Here is a 15,702-nt window from a genome sequence, read left to right as displayed (position 1 = left end):
AAAGCTTGGTGCCGCAATAACGCGGCGAATTGAGTTAAAACCACGTTAAGAAAAACATAGGTTTTCCGGGGGCGAACCTAACAACCGCCCTTGGCGCGCGTCAACACGGCAACATAGAAACCATCGGTGCCGTCCTGCACCTGCCAGCCCTGTTCGGCGGTAAGCTGCCAGCCTTCGTTTTGCGCGATAAACTCTTGGACTTGCACAGAGTTTTCCTCGTCCAACATGGAGCATGTGGCATAGGCCAGCACCCCTCCCGGCGCCACCAGCGGTGCCGCAGCGGCAAGGATCGCGGCTTGGGTCTCACGCAGCGATTGCAGTTTACCGGGCGTTAGGCGCCATTTACCTTCAGGTGCGCGCCGCCAGGAGCCGGAGCCCGAACAGGGCGCATCGCACAAGATCAGATCGAAGGGACCGGCGCCCGCCAGTTCGGCCGTCTCCAGGAGCTGCACCGGGGCGCCTGCGCGGGCCGCGCGTTCTGGCAGGTCCTTCATCCGGCGCGGATCGGCGTCATGGGCAAAGAGCGCAACCTGCCCCCGCGCCGCCATCGCCAGGCTCTTGCCGCCGCCGCCCGCGCAATAATCGAGCACCCGCATGCCATCGGCCAGCGGCAGCAGATCGCAAACCGCCTGGCTGGCGGCATCCTGCAATTCGACCATGCCGGATTTGTAAGGCTCACAGTTGCGCAGCTTGCGCGCGCCTTCGGTGACTTCCAGCGCGGTTGCCGCGGCCGGGTGCGGAACGGTCGAGATCCCCTCTTTCGTGAGTGCCTCCTGCGCCTCGGCGAGGCTCGCCCGCGCAATGTTCACCCGCAGATGCACCGGCGCGCGGGCCCGCAGCGCCAGTGCCGCGGCCTCGGCCCGCGCACCCAGACTGGCGCTGAAGGCAGGCCAGAGCCAATCGGGCATGTCGAGCCGCACGGCGCCTTCCGGTGCGGCGGGCGGCATCCGTTCCGCGGCGGCGAGCGGCGCCGGGGCATGGCCCTCTCCGGTGAAGACGGTTGCAGGATCCTCCCCTGCCTCGCGCAGCGCGCCAAGGATCAGCCCCCGGCCCGTCCGCGCGCCGCCAAGCACAGAATGCGAGCGCAGGCAGCGCAGCGCGGTGAACACATGGTCACGCACCGCCGCGCGGTCCTTGGAGCCGGCGAAGCGGCTGCGGCGGCCCCAGGCGGTCAGCACCTTTTCGGCGGCAGCGCCTTGCAGAACCTCGTCCAGGATTTCGATCGCGGCCTGATAGCGGGCGGCGGGAGTCATGTCCTGCCCCCCATCATCAGTGGTTCAACTGCGGCGCGCAAAACCTTCATCCCACCCGATAATTCGGGGATTCACGGGTGATCTGCACGTCGTGCACATGGCTTTCCTTGAGCCCGGCGCCAGTGATGCGCACGAACTCGCAGTTCCTGCGCATCTCTTCCACCGTGGCGCAGCCGGTGTAGCCCATCGCCGCGCGCAGGCCGCCCACCAGCTGGTGAATCACCGCACCGGCACCGCCCTTGTAGGGCACCTGGCCCTCGATGCCCTCGGGCACCAGCTTGTCGCTGGCGGCGTCCTTCTGGAAATAGCGGTCGGCCGAGCCGCGCGCCATGGCGCCCATCGAGCCCATGCCGCGGTAGGATTTGAACGAGCGGCCCTGGTAAAGGATTACCTCGCCCGGGGATTCATCAGTGCCTGCAATCATCGAGCCCACCATCGCGCAGGAGGCACCGGCCGCAATCGCCTTGGCAAAATCGCCGGAAAACTTGATGCCGCCATCGGCAATCACCGGCGTGTCGCCGGCGGCCGCGGCGCAGTCCATGATCGCGGTCAGCTGCGGCACACCGACACCTGCCACCATGCGGGTTGTGCAGATCGAGCCCGGCCCGATGCCAACTTTCACCGCATCCGCACCCGCATCGATCAGCGCGCGGGTGGCTTCGCCGGTCGCGACATTGCCCGCGATCACCTGGATATTGCCGTACTGCGCCTTGATCCGCTTAACCGCCTCCAGAACCCCGGCGGAATGGCCATGCGCGGTGTCCACCACGACAATGTCGGCGCCTGCGTCGATCAGCCCCTCGGAGCGCTCGAAACCGCTGTCGCCCACCGAAGTGGCCGCCGCCACGCGCAGGCGGCCCAGGTCATCCTTGCAGGCGGTCGGGTTCAGCACCGCCTGTTCGGTGTCCTTCAGCGTCAACAGGCCGGTGAGCTTGCCGTCCTTGTCGCTCACCAGGAGCTTCTCGATCCGCCGCGCCTTCATCAGCGACTTGGCCTCTTCCAGATCGGCAGGCTCCTGCAGCATGGCAAGGTTATTTGAGGTCATCATTACCGAGACAGGGGTCTTGTCGTCGGAAGCAAAGCGCATGTCGCGGTTGGTGACGATGCCGACCACGCGGCCCTGCCCGTCCACCACCGGGAAGCCGGTGACCCGGTATTTCTCCTGCAGCGCCTTGGCATCGGCCAGGGTCTGATTGGCGGTAAGCGTGATCGGATTGTAGACGATGCCGGAGACGAAGCGCTTCACCCGGCGCACTTCCTGCGCCTGTTCCCCGGCGGTGAGGTTCTTGTGAATGACCCCGATACCGCCCGACTGCGCCATTGCAATCGCCATCCGCGATTCGGTCACCGTGTCCATGGCGGAGCTGAGCAGCGGGATGTTCATCGACACCGAGCGGGTCACCCGCGTGCGGGTGTCGGCGGTGCTGGGCAGCACGTCGGATGCGCCCGGTACCAGAAGAACATCATCAAAGGTGAGAGCCTCACGAATCTGCATTTGTCGTCCCCATGCATAACCCCGTTTGGCGGTGACCCTATGGCACAGAAGCTGCCGGGGGGAAAGAGGCCGCGGCCAAGTTTGCCCGCCGCAAGGTCAGCCCGCGCTTCCAGACTCCTCCGCCATCTTAAAAAAGTGCATCCCGCGCACATGAATCCGGCCAATATGCCGCCCGCAGACGGGAAAATGCCGCCCTGCGCCTTTCGCCCGCCGCAAAAGCCCATATGCTCCGCCCAAACTGCGGAACCAAAAGGCACAGGCATGGCTGACGAACCTCTTGTTGTGTTTACCCCCTCCGGCAAGCGCGGGCGCTTCCCCGCGGGCACGCCCATCCTGACCGCGGCCCGCCAGCTGGGCGTCGATCTCGACTCGGTTTGCGGCGGCCGCGGCATCTGTTCGAAATGCCAGGTGACACCGTCTTACGGCGAGTTCCCCAAACATGGCGTCACCGTGCGGGACGGCGCGCTCAGCGAGTGGAACAAGGTGGAGCAGCGCTACAAGGACAAGCGCGGCCTGATCGACGGGCGCCGCCTGGGCTGCCAAGCCACGATACAAGGCGACATCGTGATCGACGTGCCGCCGGAGAGCCAGGTCCACCGCCAGGTCGTGCGCAAGCGCGCCGAGGCCCGCGACATCGTGATGGACCCCTCCACCCGGCTGTTCTATGTCGAGGTCGAGGAGCCCGACATGCACAAGCCCTCTGGCGACATGGAACGGCTGATCGAAGCGCTGGAAACCCAGTGGGAGCTGAAGGGCGTCAAGACCGACCTGCACATCCTGCACACCCTCCAGCCCGCCTTGCGCAAGGGCGGCTGGAAGGTGACCGTTGCAGTGCATCTGGGCGACGAAAGCCACCCGCCCAAGATCATGCACATTTGGCCCGGCTTCTACGAAGGCTCGATCTACGGGCTGGCTGTGGATCTCGGCTCCACCACCATTGCCGCGCATCTGTGCGACCTGCAATCGGGCGAAGTGGTCGCCTCCTCCGGTATTATGAACCCGCAGATCCGCTTTGGCGAAGACCTGATGAGCCGGGTCTCCTATTCGATGATGAACAAGGGCGGCGACAGGGAGATGACCCGCGCGGTGCGCGAGGGCATGAACACCCTGTTCACCCAGATAGCGGACGAGGCACAGATCGACAAGGCGCTGATCGTCGATGCGGTCTTTGTCTGCAACCCGGTGATGCACCACCTGTTCCTCGGCATCGACCCCTTCGAGCTGGGCCAGGCGCCGTTTGCGCTGGCAACCTCCAACGCCCTGGCCTTGCGCGCGGCGGAGCTGGAGCTCACCATCCACCCGGCCGCGCGCGTCTACCTGCTGCCCTGCATCGCCGGCCACGTCGGCGCCGATGCCGCGGCGGTCGCCCTTTCGGAGGCACCGGACAAGTCCGAGGACCTGGTGCTGGTCGTCGACGTGGGCACCAACGCCGAGATCCTGCTGGGCAACAAGGAAAAGGTGCTCGCCTGTTCCTCCCCCACCGGCCCTGCCTTCGAGGGCGCGCAGATCTCCAGCGGCCAGCGCGCCGCTCCCGGCGCCATCGAACGGGTGGAAATTGACCCGGAAACCAAGGAGCCGCGCTTCCGGGTGATCGGCTCGGACCTGTGGTCCGATGATCCGGGGTTTGCCGAGGCGATCGCCACCACCGGCATCACCGGCATCTGCGGCTCCGGCATCATCGAGGCGATTGCCGAGATGCGGCTGGCGGGTGTGCTTGACGCCTCCGGCCTGATCGGCTCCGCCGCGCAGACCGGCTCGCCCCGCTGCATTCAGGACGGGCGCACCAACGCCTATGTGCTCTGGGACGGCTCCGCTGATGGCGGCCCCACCATCACCGTCACCAACCCGGACATCCGGGCGATCCAGATGGCCAAGGCAGCGCTTTACTCCGGCGCGCGCCTGCTGATGGACAAGTTCGGCGCCGACACGGTGGACCGGGTCGTGCTGGCCGGCGCCTTTGGGGCGCATATTTCGGCCAAACACGCGATGGTGCTCGGCATGATCCCCGATTGTGTGCTGGAAAAGGTCACCTCAGCCGGCAATGCCGCCGGCACCGGTGCCCGCATCGCGCTGCTGAATACCGGCGCCCGCCGGGAGATCGAGGAGACGGTGCGCAATATCGTGAAGATCGAAACCGCCGTGGAGCCGCGTTTCCAGGAGCATTTCGTCAACGCCTCGGCCATCCCCAACTCGGCCGAGCCCTTCCCGATCCTCGAAAGCGTGGTGACCCTGCCTGCCGTCAGTTTCAACACCGGCGGCGAGACCGAAGGCGGCGGCCGCAGACGCCGGCGCCGCGGCTAAGGCAATTGCAGCCGCTAGCGCGCGCTAGCGGCTGTGCCCGCGCCATTCGCAGCGGTCGAAATCGGCGTAGCGCACCAGCCTTTCGCGCTGTCCCATCGGCGTGAGCCGCGAACACCCCTCCAGGTGCTGCGCGCTCTCAAAGACCGACACCACCCCCCGCGCCCCGCGCGCTCCTCCCGCCGCACAGAGTTGCTCCCCCGGGGCCAGAATAGCGGCCTCGCGGCTGCCATCTGCCGCTTCGGCCACGAAGAAATGGCTCTCCTCCGAGCCGTTCTCGACGCAGACAGAGGTCTCTGCCGCAGCGGAGACCTGCGGGGCGAAAGCGACGGCGAGGAAAAAGATGCGCTTCATCAATTTGTGACTCCCTTTTTCTTGACCCAGCATCTCTTCACTGCCGCTGCGCCGTCCAGTCACGCCTGCGCACAGACTGGTGAAACGGTGCACGCCGGTCTTGGGCCGGGCCGGGCTGCGGCGTTAGCATGGGCCGAGGGGCTTGCAGAGAGGATTGGAAATGAAACACTTCGTGATTACCGCGGCGCTGGCTTTGGCTGCCGCCAGCCCGGCCGGGGCCCAGGACGCGGCCTTTGGGACCGACACCGACGCTGATTATGCCGCCGAACTGTGGCAAGTCATGACCGAGCTGAACCTTGCAGGAGAAGGCATGCTGCGCAGCTTTCCCTATGACGGCGTAGCGCCGCACGGGATGATGCTGGAAACCTTCTACAGTACCGCCAGCGTCAACGGTCACAGCGGCGACCTGGTGGTCAAGCGCAACTATGGCCCCGAAGGGGTGGAGGCCGGCCAGGTGCTGGCAGACCCGGCAACCCACCTGGCGGCGGTGACGGTGATGTTCCGCCGCGAGGAGGGCTATGACCCCGACAATCAGGACTGGTTCTGGGCAAAGTACCTGCCCGACGGGTCGCTCGACAAGAACCCCGCCGGCATGCGGCTTGCCGGCCGGGTGGCCAAGGGCATGGATGCCGGCTGCATCGCCTGCCATTCCGGCGAGGATGACTATTTGTTCACTACGGATCACCTGTCCCGGTAAGGCCCCTTCCCGGCGCCAGGCACCGGGTCTTGAAAACGGCGGTCTGAGGGCCGCCGTTTTCTGCAATTTCGCCGTTGACCCGCCCCGCTGATTTGGCTACCTCAGCAGTCACGGGCGGGTATGATGTAATGGTAGCCTGTCAGCTTCCCAAGCTGAACGCGCGGGTTCGATTCCCGCTACCCGCTCCATTTCTCCTGAATTTTCCGGTTTTACCTCAATAGCTTGCCGTGCCCCGTTAAGGTTGCTGACGGGCCGGAGCGCCGCCTTTGCGTGGCGGAACCGCGCGCTCCCGATTCATGTTATACTTGCGGACCGGACCCGCGCCTTTGCGGGCCGTTTTTCTGGAGGGGGAAATTTCATGAACCGCAGATATCTCACCGCCGCCGCATTCTCCGCACTTGCCGCATACAGCGTCCCCGCGGCCGCCGAAACCACCTGGGATCAGCCCGGCAAGGGCATGGGGATCAGCAGCAGCACGGTGACCGAGATTGCCGAGAACCACATGGTGATGCAGATCCGCTCCGATTACGAAAGCGTCGAGATGGAGGACGAGTCCCATCCGATGCAGGGCGCTGCCGGGCCCTGCTTCGGCGCGGTGGAAGTCGTCGCAGGCGCGGCGGATGGCACAGGCATTTGCGCCTTCACCGACAGCGCCGGCGATACGGTGGTGCTGCACTGGACCGCCAAGGGCATGGACGGGTCCGGCGCGCTCACCGGCGATTGGGAGGTGAGCGGCGGCACCGGCAAGTGGCAGGAGGCCAAGGGCGGCGGCGAATTTTCCTCGCTGACCGATCCGTCCAGCGGCCAGTTCGTGAATACCATCACCAGCAGTGTCACGCTCCCCTGAACGGCTACGGCCCGGTCCGCATGAGGACCGGGCCGGCATTTGCAGGAGTGCTCTTATCTTGACGCCAAGCGGCCCTGCCCTTTGCAGAAGCCGTTTTGAGTTAATGCAAGGCGCGTTGCCTCAACCCGTCCCGCGCACATAGGCGATCAGCTGGCGGGTCGAGCCGTCTTTCTCCTCCGCCCCGCTTTCGCCCGCCAGGAGCGGCGCCAATGTGTTGGCTAGTTCCTTGCCAAGTTCGACACCCCATTGATCAAAAGAGTTGATGTCCAGGATCACGCCTTCCACAAACACCCGGTGTTCATACAGCGCGATGATCTGGCCCAGCACGTAAGGCGTGAGTTGCGGGAACAGCAGCGTTGTCGACGGCCGGTTGCCGGGGAAGACGCGATGACGCGCCTGGCGTTCCAGCTCCTCCCCCTCGAACCCTTTGGCCTGCATCAGCGCCCGCGCCTCCTCCAGGCTGCGGCCGCGCATCAGTGCTTCGGACTGCGCGAGGCAGTTGGCCGCGAGCAGCTGGTGATGCTCCGCCAGCTCGGGTTCATGGCCGCGCGCGGCGACCAGAAACTCCGCCGGGATCACGCTCGTGCCCTGGTGGATCAGCTGATAGAAAGCGTGCTGTCCGTTGGTGCCGGGCTCACCCCAGACCACGGGGCCGGAGTCATACTCCAGCGGCGTTCCATCCATCGCCACCGATTTCCCGTTCGACTCCATCTCCAGCTGCTGCAAGTAGGCAGGCAGCCGCAGCAGGCGCTGGCTGTAAGGCAGCACCGCGCGGGTGGCATGGCCGCAGACCTGCCGGTGCCAGATTCCTGTGAGCGCTAACATTGCCGGCATGTTGTCCTGCCAGGGCGCGGTCTGGAAATGCTTGTCCATCGCCCGCCCGCCATCGAGGAAGGCGCGGAAATCCTCCGGCCCGATTGCCAGCATCAGGCTCAGCCCGATCGGCCCCCAGACCGAATAGCGCCCGCCGACCCAGTCTTCGAAGCCAAAGACATGCTCGGGCGGAATCCCGAAGGCGCGGGTCTCCTCCTCGGCGGTGGAGAGAGCAAGGAACTGCGCGCCCGGATCGCCGCCGCCCGCTTTCATCCAGCGGCGCGCGGTCTGCGCGTTGGTCATGGTTTCGATCGTGGTGAAGGTCTTGGAGGCGACGATTACCAGGGTCCGTTTCGGATCAAGGCCTTGCAGCGTGTCGTGAATGTGTGCCCCATCGACGTTGGAGACAAAATGGCAGCGCGGCCCGTCGTGATAGGGCGCGAGCGCTAATACTGCCATCACCGGGCCAAGGTCGGATCCGCCGATGCCGATATTGACCACATCGGTGAAGGCGCCGCCCGGCCCCGCCAGATCGCCGCTGCGAACCCGGCGCGCGAGATCCTCCATCCGCTCCAGCGTCGCCTTCAGGGTCGGGCGCACATCGCGGCCCTCCACCTCCAGCGGCGGGCCATCCGGATCGCGCAGCGCCGTATGCAGCACCGCGCGCTGCTCGGTCTCGTTTATAAGTGCGCCGGAGAACATCGCATCGCGCCGCGCCGCTACTGCGCGCGTCTCGCATAGCCCGATCAGCGCCGCGCGCACGTCCGCGGTAATCGCGGTCTTGGAGTAGTCGAACAGCATGCCATCGGCGCGCAGGCTGAATCCTTGCGCGCGCTGCGGATCGTTCTGAAACAGAGCCTCCATCCGCTGGTCTTCCAGCTTGGCCTGCAGCGACTTCAACTTCTCAAACATTTACCTTTTCCTGTCTCAAGGAGCCCAATGAACGGTGATTTCGGAAAGAACCGCCTGGATCGGCGCTTCTTCCGGCGGCAGAGTGGCGGCGCGTTCCAGCGCTTCACGCTTGGCGGCGCCGTAGATCACCAGATGCTTGGCAATCGCGGCATCCAGCACCGGCGCGCTGAGGCTGATGCGCGCTTCCGGCTGGCTGTCCGGGCGCATCACCACGAGTGGCGGCGCATTGGCGGCCAGCGCCTCGGCGAGCCCGGCAACACCGGGAAACAGCGAGGCAGTGTGCATGTCCTCTCCCATGCCGAGGAGCAGCACCGACAGCGGCAGTTCGGGTGCAACCGCGCGTTCCAGCTCCGCCAGCGCCGCTTCCGGTTCCTTGCCGTCGGCATAGAAGGGCACGAAGCGCGCGGCCGCGGCGCGTTCGGACAGCAGCCGCTCGCGGATCAGCCGCATGTTGGAGCGTTCATGCTCCGGCGGCACCCATCGCTCGTCCGTGGCCATCACCCGCACCCTGTCCCAGTCGATATCCGCCGCGCAGAGATCGTCGAACACGGGGCCCGGCGTGGAGCCGCCCGCCACCGCAAAGGAGGCGCTGTCGTGGTGCAGAAGATGCGTTTTCAGATCGCCTGCGATTTCATTGGCGACCTCGATCGCCAGCATATCCCGATCCGGGTATTCGTTGACATTCATGGGTTGATTCCCCTCCACTCCCGGCCATCCCGGCGCATCAGAAGATCGGCATCGCCCGGGCCGGTGGTACCGCTATCATAAGGTTTAGGCACATCGCCGCGGGACTTCCACCCCGCAATTAACGGATCGGTCCACGCCCAGGCGGCTTCGACCTCGTCGCCGCGCATGAACAGCGTCTGGTTGCCGCGCACCACGTCCATGATCAGCCGCTCGTAGGCATCGGGCGGATCGCCGCCCTCGGGCCCCAGCGCCTCCGCAAAGCTCATGTCCAGAGGCACGTCAATGAGCCGCATACCGCCCGGCCCCGGCTCCTTAATGGTGACGCTGAGCGTAATACCTTCATTGGGTTGCAAGCGGATCTTCAAGTGATTGGCATGGCGCCCGGCCTCCGCCCCGAAGATCGAATGCGGTGCGTCCTTGAACATCACGCTGATCACCGAGGACCGGTTCACCAGCCGCTTGCCGGTCCGCAGGTAGAAGGGTGTGCCCGCCCACCGCCAGTTGCTGATATGCGCCTTCAGCGCCACATAGCTCTCGGTCGTGCTGCGCGGGTTGCCGACCAGCCCGCGGTAAGACGGGTGCGGCGCCGAAGGGTCAAGCCGCGCCTGGTACTGGCCGCGCACAATATGGTGCGGCTCCACCGGGTCGAGCGCGCGGATCACCTTCAGCTTTTCGTCGCGCACCGCGTCCGGGTCGAACTTCGCGGGCGGTTCCATCGCGATCAGGCAGAGCAGTTGCATCAGGTGGTTCTGCATCATGTCGCGCATCGCGCCTGCGCGCTCATAATACTCCTCGCGCCCCTCGACGCCGACGGTTTCCGCCACGGTGATCTGGATGTGGTCGACATACTGGCTGTTCCACAGGGGTTCGAACAGCATGTTGCCGAAGCGTACCGCCATCAGGTTCTGCACCGTCTCCTTGCCCAGGTAATGGTCGATCCGGTAGATCTGGCTTTCGCGGAAATGGCTGGCCAGGGTGCGGTTCAGCGCCTGCGCGGTCTCCAGGTCGTGGCCGAAGGGTTTCTCCACAACGATGCGCGCATCCGCATGAGTAAGCCCATGGGCATGCAGCCGTTCCGCCAGTGGTGCAAACAGGCTGGGGCCGACCGAGAAGTAGAACAGCCGCACCGGAGCGTCGCCGGGGGGCCGCAACAGCTCCGCAAGCTCTGCCCATCCGCCGTCGCCGCGGGCGTCGAGCGGCACATAGCTGATCCGCTGCAAAAACGCCTCGACCGCCGCGCCCGTGGCCGCGGCGCCGCCGTGCTGGCGCAAAGCCTCCGCCACCAGCGCGCGGTATTGCGCGGCCTCCATACCGGAGCGCGCGGCCCCGATGATCCGCTCACCCCCAGGCAACTGGCCCGCGCAATGGCGGCGGAACAGAGCTGGCAGGATCTTGCGCCGGGCCAGATCGCCCGTGCCGCCAAAGATCACCAGATCAAACGGATCGACCGGTATCACACGCGAAACCATGTGGCATATATCCCCTTTGTTCTGTTGGGGGCCGGTTCAGGGTGCCGCTTGCCGCGGCTTCACATCCCTGTCATGTGCCTGTCCGGCTGCTTTCATTACCCGGCCAGTATAAGCTAGCTTGCCGCGAAAGGAACTGCCCCAAAAGGACATCCGCATGAAAGACCTTCAGAATTCCGTCGCAAACGCCGGGAAATTCCAGCACCCGGAAGTGACGGCAGACGGTCAGGCCCGGGCCTCGGTGCCGCTCAGCCATCCGGAGACCCTGTGGTTCAACACCGGCACGCTGTGCAACATCGAGTGCAGCAATTGCTACATCCTCAGCTCGCCCTCAAATGACGCCCTGGTCTACCTGAGCGCGGCCGAGGTCGAGGATTACCTGGACCAGATCGAGGCGCAGGGCTGGCCGGTGCGCGAGATCGGCTTCACCGGCGGCGAGCCTTTCATGAACCCCGAAATGAACGCGATGGCGGAGGCGGCGCTGGCGCGCGGCTATGAGGTGCTGATTCTGACCAACGCGATGCGGCCGATGATGCGCAAGACCGTGCGCGAAGGGCTGCTGGCCCTGCGCGAGGCTTATCGGGAAAAGCTCACCCTGCGGATCTCGGTCGACCACCACAGCGCCGCGCTGCATGACGCGGAACGCGGCGCGGGCAGCTTCGAGAAAACGCTGGAAGGCATGCGCTGGCTTCGGGACCAGGGCTTCCGCATGGCTGTGGCGGGCCGCACGGTCTGGGGCGACAGCGAGGCGGCCTCCCGCGCGGGCTATGCAGCGCTGTTCGGGCGCGAGGGCTTTGCCATCGACGCCGCCGATCCCGGCCAGACGGTGCTGTTTCCCGAGATGGACGAAACCGTCGAGGTGCCGGAGATCACCACCGCCTGCTGGGACATCCTGGGCAAGCGGCCGGACAGCGTGATGTGCGCATCCTCGCGCATGGTGGTGAAACGCAAGGGGGCCGAACGGCCCGCGGTGCTGGCCTGCACCCTGCTGCCTTATGCGCCGGAGTTCGAAATGGGCGAAACCCTGGCCGAAGCCGAGCGCGCGGTGCCGCTGAACCACCCCCATTGCGCAAAATTCTGCGTCCTCGGCGGGGCCAGCTGCTCGGCCTGAGCACGAGGAAAGCTAGTGGATCTGGAACTCTCCAACCACGTTGCGCCATTCGCCGGGGCCGATCATCTTGCGGTGATTGAAGCGCACCGAATGCAACGGGCCCTCGATCTCGCGCTGCCAGAACTCGATGAACTTGAACAGGCGCGGATGGTCGGGCGCCAGGTCGTATTCCTGCCATAAGAAAGTGTTCAGAACGTGGACGTGGTCGGGCATGTGATAGGTGAATTCGGCAATTGTCAGCCCGTATCCCTTGAGCATCAGCTCGGTCTCGGTGGTCTCCATTTCAAAGCCTCCAAAATCTCCCCCTCTTCCTGATGCTAGCGCGCATTTGGTTAATTTCTGCAAAAACAGAGTGTTACTACTTTGTGAACGGGCAGTTTCCCGCGCCGCTGGCTGTCAGCTTGCGCCCCATATGCAGTATCTGATAGGGTGCGGACACAAGATATAGACCCAAAAGAAAGAGCGGGCAGCCAACGTGAGCGATACGCCGGAAACTCCTGAAAACACGGACGAAAATCTGCCGGAACGGCCAGCATACCACGGCCCCACGGTGTCCATTGAGGCCGAGATGCGCACGTCCTACCTGGACTATGCGATGTCGGTCATCGTCAGCCGCGCCATCCCCGATCTGAGGGACGGGCTGAAGCCGGTGCACCGGCGCATTCTTTATGCGATGCACGAATCCGGCAACACCCACGAGAAGGCCTACCGCAAGTCGGCGCGCCCGGTCGGCGACGTGATGGGTAAATACCACCCGCACGGCGACTCTGCGATCTATGACGCGCTGGTGCGCATGGCGCAGGACTTCTCGATGTCGCTGCCGCTGCTGGACGGCCAGGGCAACTTCGGCTCGATGGACGGCGACAACCCGGCCGCCATGCGTTACACCGAGGTGCGCATGGACAAGCCCGCCGCGGCGCTGCTGGCGGATATCGAAAAAGAGACCGTCGATTTCCAGGACAACTACGACGGCAAGGACCGCGAGCCGACAGTTCTGCCCGCGCGCTTCCCGAACATGCTGGTCAACGGCGCCGGCGGTATCGCGGTCGGCATGGCCACCAACATCCCGCCGCACAACCTGGGCGAAGTGGTCGACGCGACGCTGGCCCTGATCGAAGACCCGGATCTCACCAGCGAGCAGCTGATCGACTACATCCCCGGCCCCGACTTCCCCACCGGCGGCGTGATGCTGGGCCGCTCGGGCGCGCGCAAGGCGTATCTGGAGGGCCGCGGCAGCGTGATCATCCGTTCGAAAACCCGCGTGGAGGAGATCAGGAAAGACCGCTACGCCATTGTTGTGGATGAGATTCCCTATCAGGTGAACAAAGCTGCGATGATCGAGAAGATCGCCGAGCAGGTGCGCGACAAGAAGATCGAAGGCGTCGCCCATGTGCAGGACGAATCCGACCGCAACGGTGTCCGCGTGGTGGTCGAGCTGAAGCGCGACGCCACCCCCGAGGTGGTGCTGAACCAGCTCTACCGCTTCACCCCGATGCAGACCTATTTCGGCTGCAACATGCTGGCGCTGAACGGCGGCCGGCCCGAGCAGCTGACCCTGCGCCGCTTCCTCACCTCCTTCATCGACTTCCGCGAAGATGTGGTGGCGCGCCGCACCGCGCATCTGCTGCGCAAGGCGCGCGAGCGCAGCCATGTGCTCTGCGGCCTGGCCGTGGCGGTCACCAATATCGACGAGATTGTCACCACCATCCGCCAGTCCACCGACGCGGCAGAGGCGCGCGAAAAGCTGATGACCCGGCGCTGGCCGGCCCAGCCGATCCTCGAATATATCGCGCTGATCGATGATCCGACCCATACCGCCAATGACGACGGCACCTACAACCTGTCGGAAACCCAGGCCCGCGCCATCCTGGAACTGCGCCTGCAGCGGCTGACCCAGATCGGCGTCAAGGAAGTCACCGACGAACTGGAAGAACTGGCGGGCAAGATCAAGGAATACCTTGAAATCCTGTCCTCGCGCGAACGCATCATGGGGATCATCTCGGACGAGCTGCGCGAGGTGCGCGACAATTTTGCGGTGCCGCGCCGCACCGAGATCGTCGACTGGTCCGGCGACATGGAAGACGAGGACCTGATCGAGCGCGAGGACATGGTGGTGACCGTGACCTCCGGCGGCTACATCAAGCGCACGCCGCTCGCCGACTTCCGCTCGCAGAAGCGCGGCGGCAAGGGTCTGTCCGGGATGCAGACCAAGGAAGAGGATGTGGTGACCACGCTGTTTGTGGCCAATACCCACACCCAGCTTCTGTTCTTCACCACCGATGGCATGGTCTACAAGCTGAAGACCTGGCGCCTGCCCCAATCCGGCCGCACCGGCAAAGGCAAGGCCATCGTCAACATCCTGCCGATCCCGCCCGGCGTCTCCATTGCTGCCATCATGCCGGTCGATGTGCCGGATGAGGAATGGGAAAACCTGCAGGTGATCTTTGCCACCAGCGGCGGCGACGTGCGCCGCAACCGGCTGTCGGATTTCACCAATGTGCGCCGCAACGGAAAGATCGCGATGAAACTGCCCGAGGACGGCTCGGTCAAGCTGGTCAACGCGCGGATCTGTTCCGAAGATGACGACGTGATGCTGTTCACCAATTCCGGCCGCGCCATCCGTTTCCGCTCCACCGATGTGCGGGTGTTCAACTCCCGCGAGTCGACCGGCGTGCGCGGCATCCGGCTGAACGGCGACGATTTCGTGGTGTCGATGTCGGTGATCCGGCATTCGAAATACACACCCGAACAGCGGACCGCCTATCTCAAGATGCGCCGCGCCATGGCCGGGCTGACCGACGACGGCGAAACCTCGGATGAGGGTGCGGTCGCCGATCCCAACTTCTCCACCGAGCTTTATGCCGAAATGTCGGCGGCGGAGAACCTGATCCTGACCATCACTGCCGGCGGTTCGGGCAAACTGTCCTCCAGCCACGACTATCCGGTGCGCGGCCGCGGCGGCATGGGGGTCACAGCGATGGACAAGGCGATGCGCGGCGGCGAGATCGTTGCCTCCTTCCCGGTGGAGATGGACGACCAGATCATGCTCGCCACCTCCAAGGGCCAGTCGATCCGGGTGCCGGTGGAAGGCATCTCCTTCCGCTCGCGCTCGGCCGGGGGCGTGCGGGTGTTCAACACCGGCAAGGGCGAAGAGGTCGTCTCGGTCGCCTGGATCGCCGAAAACGGCGAAGAAGAGGTCGAGGCGGAAGCGGAATAAGCCCGCCCTGTCCCGCCGGAAAGTGTCAGCGCCGCCCTGTCTCGGGGCGGCGCTTTGCCGTTTAACCCTTCCCTAACCGGTTTCGGCCACTCTGCCCTAAGTGGAAATTCTTTGCGGCGGGCCAGCTCATGAACCTTTATCACTGCTCTATCGACCTGCATCACGAAGCCAAGGCGCTGAGCTTTGCCAGCGCCGTCGATCAATGGATGGGTTATCTGAAGGAACGCGGCGTGGTGCTTGGCTGGCGGCTCTTGCGGCGCAAGCTGAACCTCGCCGGGGACAATTGCCGCGACTTCCTTCTGGAGATTGAATTCCGCGACATGACCCAACTGGATCAGGCCTTCCGCGTGCTGGGCGAACACGACGAGGAGGTCGAGCGCCTTTACTCCAACGTTTCCGCCCTGATTGCGCGGGCGGAGTTTGGCCTCTACCGCCCCTTCCCCGATCCAGAGCGGGCGGAGCGTATGGCGCTGATCTGAACAGTCCCGGTGCGGGCTTCAGAAGAGCGTCGGCGACAAGACGAAGCTTGCGAAGATCAGATAGGCAACGGCG

The 15,702-nt window shown here is 64.9% G+C and carries 13 protein-coding genes and 1 tRNA gene; 7 read left to right on the top strand and 7 right to left on the bottom strand.

The window, feature by feature from the left end:
- Nucleotides 1–77 precede the first annotated feature (77 nt).
- Both ACOHX0_RS06395 and guaB read right to left on the bottom strand, forming a co-directional pair.
- On the bottom strand, nt 78–1,253 hold the full coding sequence (locus ACOHX0_RS06395; protein WP_420675855.1) for an RsmB/NOP family class I SAM-dependent RNA methyltransferase: 1,176 nt from the start codon (nt 1,251–1,253) through the stop codon (nt 78–80).
- Between the two features lie 46 nt (nt 1,254–1,299).
- Nucleotides 1,300–2,748: an IMP dehydrogenase gene (gene guaB / locus ACOHX0_RS06390; protein ID WP_420675854.1), complete on the bottom strand. Its 1,449-nt coding sequence runs from the start codon at nt 2,746–2,748 to the stop codon at nt 1,300–1,302.
- Nucleotides 2,749–3,009: 261 nt separating this feature from the next.
- On the opposite strand from guaB, the gene ACOHX0_RS06385 reads away from it, so the two are divergent.
- On the top strand, nt 3,010–5,049 hold the full coding sequence (locus ACOHX0_RS06385) for an ASKHA domain-containing protein (protein ID WP_420675853.1): 2,040 nt from the start codon (nt 3,010–3,012) through the stop codon (nt 5,047–5,049).
- Nucleotides 5,050–5,073: 24 nt separating this feature from the next.
- Here ACOHX0_RS06385 and ACOHX0_RS06380 read toward each other — a convergent pair whose 3' ends face one another.
- Nucleotides 5,074–5,400 (bottom strand): hypothetical protein, encoded by a 327-nt coding sequence (locus ACOHX0_RS06380; RefSeq protein ID WP_420675852.1) that lies wholly within the window; start codon nt 5,398–5,400, stop codon nt 5,074–5,076.
- 160 nt (nt 5,401–5,560) lie between these two features.
- On the opposite strand from ACOHX0_RS06380, the gene ACOHX0_RS06375 reads away from it, so the two are divergent.
- The 3 genes from ACOHX0_RS06375 to ACOHX0_RS06365 all read left to right on the top strand — a co-directional run bounded on the left by ACOHX0_RS06375 (nt 5,561) and on the right by ACOHX0_RS06365 (nt 6,944).
- Entirely contained in the window at nt 5,561–6,097 is a 537-nt protein-coding gene (locus tag ACOHX0_RS06375) for a hypothetical protein (protein WP_420675851.1), read from the top strand.
- Between the two features lie 114 nt (nt 6,098–6,211).
- Nucleotides 6,212–6,285, top strand: a tRNA-Gly gene (locus ACOHX0_RS06370).
- A 170-nt stretch (nt 6,286–6,455) separates the two neighbouring features.
- Nucleotides 6,456–6,944, top strand: a complete 489-nt coding sequence (locus ACOHX0_RS06365) for a hypothetical protein (protein WP_420675850.1) — start codon at nt 6,456–6,458, stop codon at nt 6,942–6,944.
- A gap of 120 nt (nt 6,945–7,064) precedes the next feature.
- Here the strand turns inward: ACOHX0_RS06365 and pgi are convergent, their stop codons facing one another.
- Genes pgi through zwf form a run of 3 tightly spaced genes read right to left on the bottom strand, consistent with a single transcriptional unit; the run spans nt 7,065 to nt 10,825 of the window.
- Entirely contained in the window at nt 7,065–8,669 is a 1,605-nt protein-coding gene (gene pgi, locus ACOHX0_RS06360) for a glucose-6-phosphate isomerase (protein WP_420675849.1), read from the bottom strand.
- A 15-nt stretch (nt 8,670–8,684) separates the two neighbouring features.
- The gene (gene pgl, locus ACOHX0_RS06355; protein ID WP_420675848.1) at nt 8,685–9,356 is read right to left on the bottom strand and encodes a 6-phosphogluconolactonase; all 672 of its coding nucleotides are present in this window, start codon (nt 9,354–9,356) and stop codon (nt 8,685–8,687) included.
- Entirely contained in the window at nt 9,353–10,825 is a 1,473-nt protein-coding gene (gene zwf, locus ACOHX0_RS06350; protein ID WP_420675847.1) for a glucose-6-phosphate dehydrogenase, read from the bottom strand. The genes pgl and zwf overlap by 4 nt, the downstream gene beginning before the upstream one ends.
- A 154-nt stretch (nt 10,826–10,979) precedes the next feature.
- On the opposite strand from zwf, the gene ACOHX0_RS06345 reads away from it, so the two are divergent.
- The gene (locus ACOHX0_RS06345) at nt 10,980–11,933 is read left to right on the top strand and encodes a radical SAM protein (protein WP_420675846.1); all 954 of its coding nucleotides are present in this window, start codon (nt 10,980–10,982) and stop codon (nt 11,931–11,933) included.
- Between the two features lie 12 nt (nt 11,934–11,945).
- Here the strand turns inward: ACOHX0_RS06345 and ACOHX0_RS06340 are convergent, their stop codons facing one another.
- On the bottom strand, nt 11,946–12,215 hold the full coding sequence (locus ACOHX0_RS06340; protein WP_420675845.1) for an usg protein: 270 nt from the start codon (nt 12,213–12,215) through the stop codon (nt 11,946–11,948).
- A 193-nt stretch (nt 12,216–12,408) separates the two neighbouring features.
- Here ACOHX0_RS06340 and gyrA point away from each other — a divergent pair, with 193 nt between their 5' ends.
- Nucleotides 12,409–15,150: a DNA gyrase subunit A gene (gene gyrA / locus ACOHX0_RS06335; protein WP_420675844.1), complete on the top strand. Its 2,742-nt coding sequence runs from the start codon at nt 12,409–12,411 to the stop codon at nt 15,148–15,150.
- 128 nt (nt 15,151–15,278) lie between these two features.
- A complete protein-coding gene (locus ACOHX0_RS06330) occupies nt 15,279–15,629 on the top strand; it encodes a DUF6614 family protein (RefSeq protein ID WP_420675843.1) in 351 nt (116 codons plus the stop codon).
- The last annotated feature ends 73 nt before the right edge of the window (nt 15,630–15,702 follow it).

The organism is Cribrihabitans pelagius, from assembly GCF_048820915.1.
Classification (GTDB): Bacteria; Pseudomonadota; Alphaproteobacteria; order Rhodobacterales; family Rhodobacteraceae; genus Cribrihabitans_A; species Cribrihabitans_A pelagius.
The sequence above is the reverse complement of the archived record's forward strand: the minus strand, read 5'-3'. Positions and strand labels throughout refer to the sequence as shown.

Coding starts and splice junctions, on each gene's coding strand:
- ACOHX0_RS06395 (WP_420675855.1), bottom strand. CDS start 1,253: ATGACTCCCGCCGCCCGCTATCAGGCCGCGATCGAAATCCTGGACGAG.
- guaB (WP_420675854.1), bottom strand. CDS start 2,748: ATGCAGATTCGTGAGGCTCTCACCTTTGATGATGTTCTTCTGGTACCG.
- ACOHX0_RS06385 (WP_420675853.1), top strand. CDS start 3,010: ATGGCTGACGAACCTCTTGTTGTGTTTACCCCCTCCGGCAAGCGCGGG.
- ACOHX0_RS06380 (WP_420675852.1), bottom strand. CDS start 5,400: ATGAAGCGCATCTTTTTCCTCGCCGTCGCTTTCGCCCCGCAGGTCTCC.
- ACOHX0_RS06375 (WP_420675851.1), top strand. CDS start 5,561: ATGAAACACTTCGTGATTACCGCGGCGCTGGCTTTGGCTGCCGCCAGC.
- ACOHX0_RS06365 (WP_420675850.1), top strand. CDS start 6,456: ATGAACCGCAGATATCTCACCGCCGCCGCATTCTCCGCACTTGCCGCA.
- pgi (WP_420675849.1), bottom strand. CDS start 8,669: ATGTTTGAGAAGTTGAAGTCGCTGCAGGCCAAGCTGGAAGACCAGCGG.
- pgl (WP_420675848.1), bottom strand. CDS start 9,356: ATGAATGTCAACGAATACCCGGATCGGGATATGCTGGCGATCGAGGTC.
- zwf (WP_420675847.1), bottom strand. CDS start 10,825: ATGGTTTCGCGTGTGATACCGGTCGATCCGTTTGATCTGGTGATCTTT.
- ACOHX0_RS06345 (WP_420675846.1), top strand. CDS start 10,980: ATGAAAGACCTTCAGAATTCCGTCGCAAACGCCGGGAAATTCCAGCAC.
- ACOHX0_RS06340 (WP_420675845.1), bottom strand. CDS start 12,215: ATGGAGACCACCGAGACCGAGCTGATGCTCAAGGGATACGGGCTGACA.
- ACOHX0_RS06330 (WP_420675843.1), top strand. CDS start 15,279: ATGAACCTTTATCACTGCTCTATCGACCTGCATCACGAAGCCAAGGCG.